The following is a 4,982-nucleotide window of genomic DNA, read 5'->3' as shown; positions in this document are numbered from 1 at the left end:
GGGCCGGACGCCAGGCGAGGGCGTAGGCGCCGGGCTCGGGCCGGGCCGGTGGGGCGGCCGGTGGCAGGGCCGCCGGGGTGGTCGGGTCCGTCAGCCAGTGCGAGGTGCGTTGGAAGGGGTAGCCGGGGAGTTCCACGCGGTGGGCGGCGCTGTCCCGGTAGGCGGCGGTCCAGTTGATGCCCGCACCGGCGCAGAAGAGCCGGCCGAGGGCCTCCAGGTGCTGTTCCGGCCGGCCGGGTCGCAGCGAGGGTATCCAGTGCAGGTCGTCGTCAGGTGCGGAGGACCGGCCCATGCCGACCAGGGTGCCGCGCGGGCCGATCTCCACGAACGTGGTGCAGTTGCGCTCCAGCAACCTGGCCATGCCGTCGGTGAAACGGACGGGTTCGCGGATCTGCCGGGCCCAGTACCCCTCGTCGAGGTCGGCCCTGCGCAGCAGCTGCCCGGTGGCAGCCGCGACCATGGGGATCGACGGGCGACCGTACTCGACCCGCGCGGTGGCGGCGGTGAACCCGGGCAGCACCGGTTCCACCAGCCGTGAGTGGAAGGCGTACGGCACGGCGAGCCGCCGGAAGCGGATGCCGCGCTCGGTGAGCCCGGCCTCCAGTGTCTCCAGGGCGGTGACCGCGCCGGACACCACCGTGGTGCGCGGCGCGTTGTAGGCGCCGACGCCGAGGTGGTCGGTGAGTCCGGCGATGAGTTCCGCGGTCTCCTCGGGACCGGTGTGCACCGCCGTCATCCCGCCGCCGGTGGGCAACTCCCGCATCAGCCGGGCGCGTTCGGCGACGAGCAGCAGCGCGTGCTCCAGGCCGAGCACTCCGGCGACGTGTGCGGCGGCGTACTCGCCGAGGCTGTGACCGAGGACCGCGGTCGGCCGTATGCCGAGGTCCTGCCAGTGCGCCGCCAGAGCGATCTGCAGGCAGGCGAGGGCGAGTTGGGCGATGACAGGGTCGTCGAGCAGCTCCTCCCGGCATGTCCCGTCGATCACCGACTCGACGGCGCCGGGCTCGCTCCAGCGGGCGGCCACCTCGGCGCAGCGCCGCAGCTCCGCGGCGAACACCGGGGCGGTGCGCAGGAGTTCGCGTCCCATGCCGACGTAGTGGTCGCCCTGGCCGGTGAAGAGGAACGCAACCTTGGGCCTGCGAGCGGCCCTGCCCTGGTGAACGGCGGGGGCACTCGCGCCGGTGGCGAACGCGGCGAGCTGGCCCGCCAGTTCGCCTGGTTCGGCGGCGAGCGCGAAGCGGTGCGGGAGTGCGGTGCGGCCGGTGTTGGCGGTGAAGGCGAAGTCGGCGGCGGACGCGGCGGACGGGAGGGCGGCGGCGTAGACGGCGGCGAGTTCGCGCAGAGCGGCTTCCGACGCGGTCGACCCGGTGAGCAGCAACGGCCCTTCGGCGGGTGTGGCCGGGGGTGCGGCGGGGGGCTCGCCGACGATCACATGCGCGTTGGTGCCGGACCAGCCGAAGGCGCTGACGCCTGCGGTTCTCGGGTGCTCCGCGCGGTCCCAGTCGCGCGGGGCGCTGGGCACGCAGTGCGGGTAGCCGGGCGCGTCGATGTTGGGGTTCGGCCGGGAGAAGTGGGCCTGGGGTGGGATCACGGAGTGCCGCAGCATCAGCAGCACCTTGATGAGTGCGGCGATGCCCGCGGCACCCTCCAGATGGCCGATGTTGGCCTTGACCGAGCCGAGGGCGGGCAACGGGCCGGGCGCGAAGACGTCGGCGAGGGCCTCCAGTTCGATGGGGTCGCCGAGCAGGGTGCCGGTGCCGTGGGCCTCGACGTAGGAGACGCGGTCGGGCGTCAGACCGGCATTGCCCAGGGCCTCGCGGACGACGGCAACCTGGGCCAGCGGGTTGGGGGCGGTGAGGCCGTTGCTGTGGCCGTCCTGACCGACCGCCGAGCCCAGCAGGACGCCGTGGATCCGGTCGCCGTCGCGCTCGGCGGCGGACAGCGGCTTGAGGACGAGTACGCCGCAGCCCTCGCCGCTGACGATGCCGTCGGCCCCGGCGTCGAACGGGCGGCAGGCGCCGCTGGGCGACAGCAGCCCCATCTGGGTGCCGACGCCCGCGAACAGGTCGGTCAGCGCCAGGTTGACACCGCCGACCAGGGCGACGTCGCTCTCGCCGCTCCGCAGGCTGCCGATGGCGAGGTGCACGGCCACCAGCGCGGAGGAGCACGCGGTGTCGACGGCCAGTGCGGGCCCGCGCAGGTCGAGCAGGTAGGCCAGGCGGCCGGCCACCATGTTGTGCGAAGTGCCGGTGCCGGTATAGGCGTTGGGGTTGGCCGCCTGCATCCAGTAGTAGTCACTGCTCTGGCTGTGCAGACCCACGAACACGCCGGTACGGCTGCCCGCGAGCGCGGCCGTGTCGAACCCGGCGTCCTCCAGCGCGGCCCACGCCGTCTCCAGGACGAGCCGCTGCTGCGGGTCGAGGCGGTCGGCCTCGGCGGCCGGGACGCCGAAGAAGTCCGCGTCGAAGCGGTCGAGATCGGCGAGGAAGCCGCCGCGTCGGGCGAGCGCGCCGGGCCCGGTGCGCTCGCGGGGCACGTCGGTGACGGCGTCGCCGCCGTGCCGGATCAGTTCCCAGAAGGCATCGGGGCCGTCCCCGCCGGGGAACCGGCAGGACAGTCCGACGACGGCGATCGGCTCGTTGGGCTGCTGTGCGTCGGTCACCACTGGTCCCCCGTCGCGTCCGCGGTCCGCTCGCCGCGTTCGGCGAGCTTCTCCTCCAAGTGGCCGGCCAGGGCCGCCGGCGTCGGGTACCTCCACAGGAGGGTGGCGGGGAGCTTGACGCTCCAGCGGCGTTCGATCCTGTTCCTCAGTTCAAGTGCCATCAGCGAGTCGAAGCCCATCTCGTGGAACGGGTTTTCCTGGTCGAGCCGTTCGGGTCGGGTCCCGAGGACCAGAGCGAGCTGGGTCAGCAGCCAGCCCTCCGCGCCGGCCGGGTCGTTGTCACCCCGCTCGGTCTCCGGACCGTCCGACGCGGGCGCGCCGGGCCGAACATGCCCGGGTACGGCGGCAGTTGAGCGGACAGTCCCGGGCGCCACCGCGGCGGTCACGGGGACGGCGGGTGTCAGGGGAACGGCTGCCGCGGCAGGTACCCCGGCATCCGCGCGGTCCTGCCCGGACCGACCCGCCACCGCCTCCTCCTGGTATTGGAAGACGGCGGCCTGCGTCGGTGCCGACTCGATGATCCGGTCCAGGGCGTCGAGTGCGTCCTCGGTGCTCAGGGGCGCGATCCCTCGTGCCGCCCAGTGCCGGGAGCCGCGCGCGGCGCGCTCGTCGGAGTCCTCCCAGGGGCCCCAGTTGACGCTGGTGGCGGGGAGTCCCAGGGCGTGCCGCTGGTGGGCGAGCGCGTCCAGGAACCCGTTGGCCGCCGCGTAGTCCGCCTGGCCCGGCGAGCCGAGCACGGAGGCGAGCGAGGAGCACAGCACGAAGAAGTCGAGCGGCCGGTCCGCGGTGAGGGTGTGCAGGTGCCAGGCGCCGCCCGCCTTCGCGGCGAGGACGTCGGCCAACCGCTCCTGTGTCAGCCCGGTGGCGATGCCGTCCCGCGAGACGGCCGCGCCGTGCACCACACCACGCAGGGGCGGTCCGGACCGGTCCAGTTCGTCCAGCAGTTCCCGCAGGGCGACCTCGTCCGACACGTCCGCGGTGTGGACGGTGACGCGGTCGCCGCCGGGGTCGAGCGCGGCGAGCCGGGCGCGGACCTCCTCGTCGGGGGCGGTGCGTCCGACGAGGGCCACTCTTCCCGCGCCCCGGGCGAGCAGTCGTCCCGCGATCTTCAGACCGAGCCGGCCGAGCCCACCGGTCACCAGACAGGTCGTGTCGCCCAGGGCGGACACCCGGTCCCGGCCGACAGGATCGGGCCGGTCCCCGCCGGCAGTCTCGGGCCGGTCGCCGCCGCTGCCGACGTCGGCACGAGCACCAGCACCAGCACCAGCACCAATGCCGAACACATCGGCGCCCACACCAGAACCGGCAGCCGCACCCGCACCCGCACCGGCACCAAGACCGGCATCGGCATCTGCATCGGCACCCACGACGGTGACCGCCACAGCCCCACCGTGTCCGGCGCGGGCCATCAGCCGGAAGGCGTCCTCGGCCCGGCCCACCGGGAAGGACGTGGTGGGCAGGGCGGGCAGGTCACCGGAGTCGGCGAGCGCGGCGAGTTCGGTCAGCAGCCGCCCGACGAGTTCGGGCCGGTCCTGGAAGACCCGCGCCATGCCCACCGAAACGAAGGTGAGGTCGCGCCTGAAGTCACCGAGCGGCAGCGGGGAACCGTCCTCGATGTCCCGCCGGCCCAGTTCCACGAACCGCCCGTACCTGCCGAGCGCGCCCAGGCTCTCGCCGACGGCGGACCCGGCAAGGGAGTTGAGGACCACGTCGACCCCGCGTGCGCCCGTCCAGCGCCGCGCGCCCTCGCCGAAGCCGGGGGTGCGGGAGTCCCACACCTCGGCCGCTCCGAGTTCCCGGAGGCGTGCGCGCCGGGTCTCGCTGCCCGCGGTGGCCAACACGTTCGCCCCCAGAGTTCTGGCGATGTGCAGGGCAGCGAGGCCGGTGCCGGTGGCGGCGGAGTGGATCAGTACGGTCTCCCCGGCGGTCAGCCCGGCCATGTGGACCAGCGAGTAGTACGCGGTCAGGTAGGCCACGGGGAAGGTCGCGGCCTCCTCGTCCGTGAAGCCGCCCGGCACCGGTGCCACCAGTGCGGCGGGGGTCCGTACGGTCCCGGCCATGCATGCCGCGCCGACGCCCATCACCCGGTCACCCGGCCGTACGCGGGTCACCGCGGCGCCGACCGCGGTGACCACGCCGCTGAAGCCGTCGCCGAACCACACCGGGCCGTCCTCGCGCACGGGGTAGCCGTTCAGGGCCTTGAGCACGTCCCGGAAGCCCAACCCGGCGGCGTGCACGGCGACTTGGACGTCGCCGGGCAGCAGCGGTCCGGCGTCGAGCGGGCGCCGGGCGAAGGGCTCCAGTACGCCGGGGTCGCGCT

Annotated in this window: 2 protein-coding genes; both read right to left on the bottom strand. The window is 74.3% G+C overall.

Annotated features, from left to right (window positions below):
• The coding region (locus R6V09_RS45720; protein ID WP_317887386.1) for a type I polyketide synthase at window positions 1–2,662 on the bottom strand (2,662 nt) is incomplete at its 3' end.
• The coding region (locus R6V09_RS45715; RefSeq protein WP_317887385.1) for a type I polyketide synthase at window positions 2,659–4,982 on the bottom strand (2,324 nt) is incomplete at its 5' end. The genes R6V09_RS45720 and R6V09_RS45715, both read right to left, overlap by 4 nt.

Origin of the sequence: Streptomyces sp. W16, from assembly GCF_033194735.1 — a bacterium.
Taxonomy (GTDB): domain Bacteria; phylum Actinomycetota; class Actinomycetes; order Streptomycetales; family Streptomycetaceae; genus Streptomyces.
The sequence above is the reverse complement of the archived record's forward strand: the minus strand, read 5'-3'. Positions and strand labels throughout refer to the sequence as shown.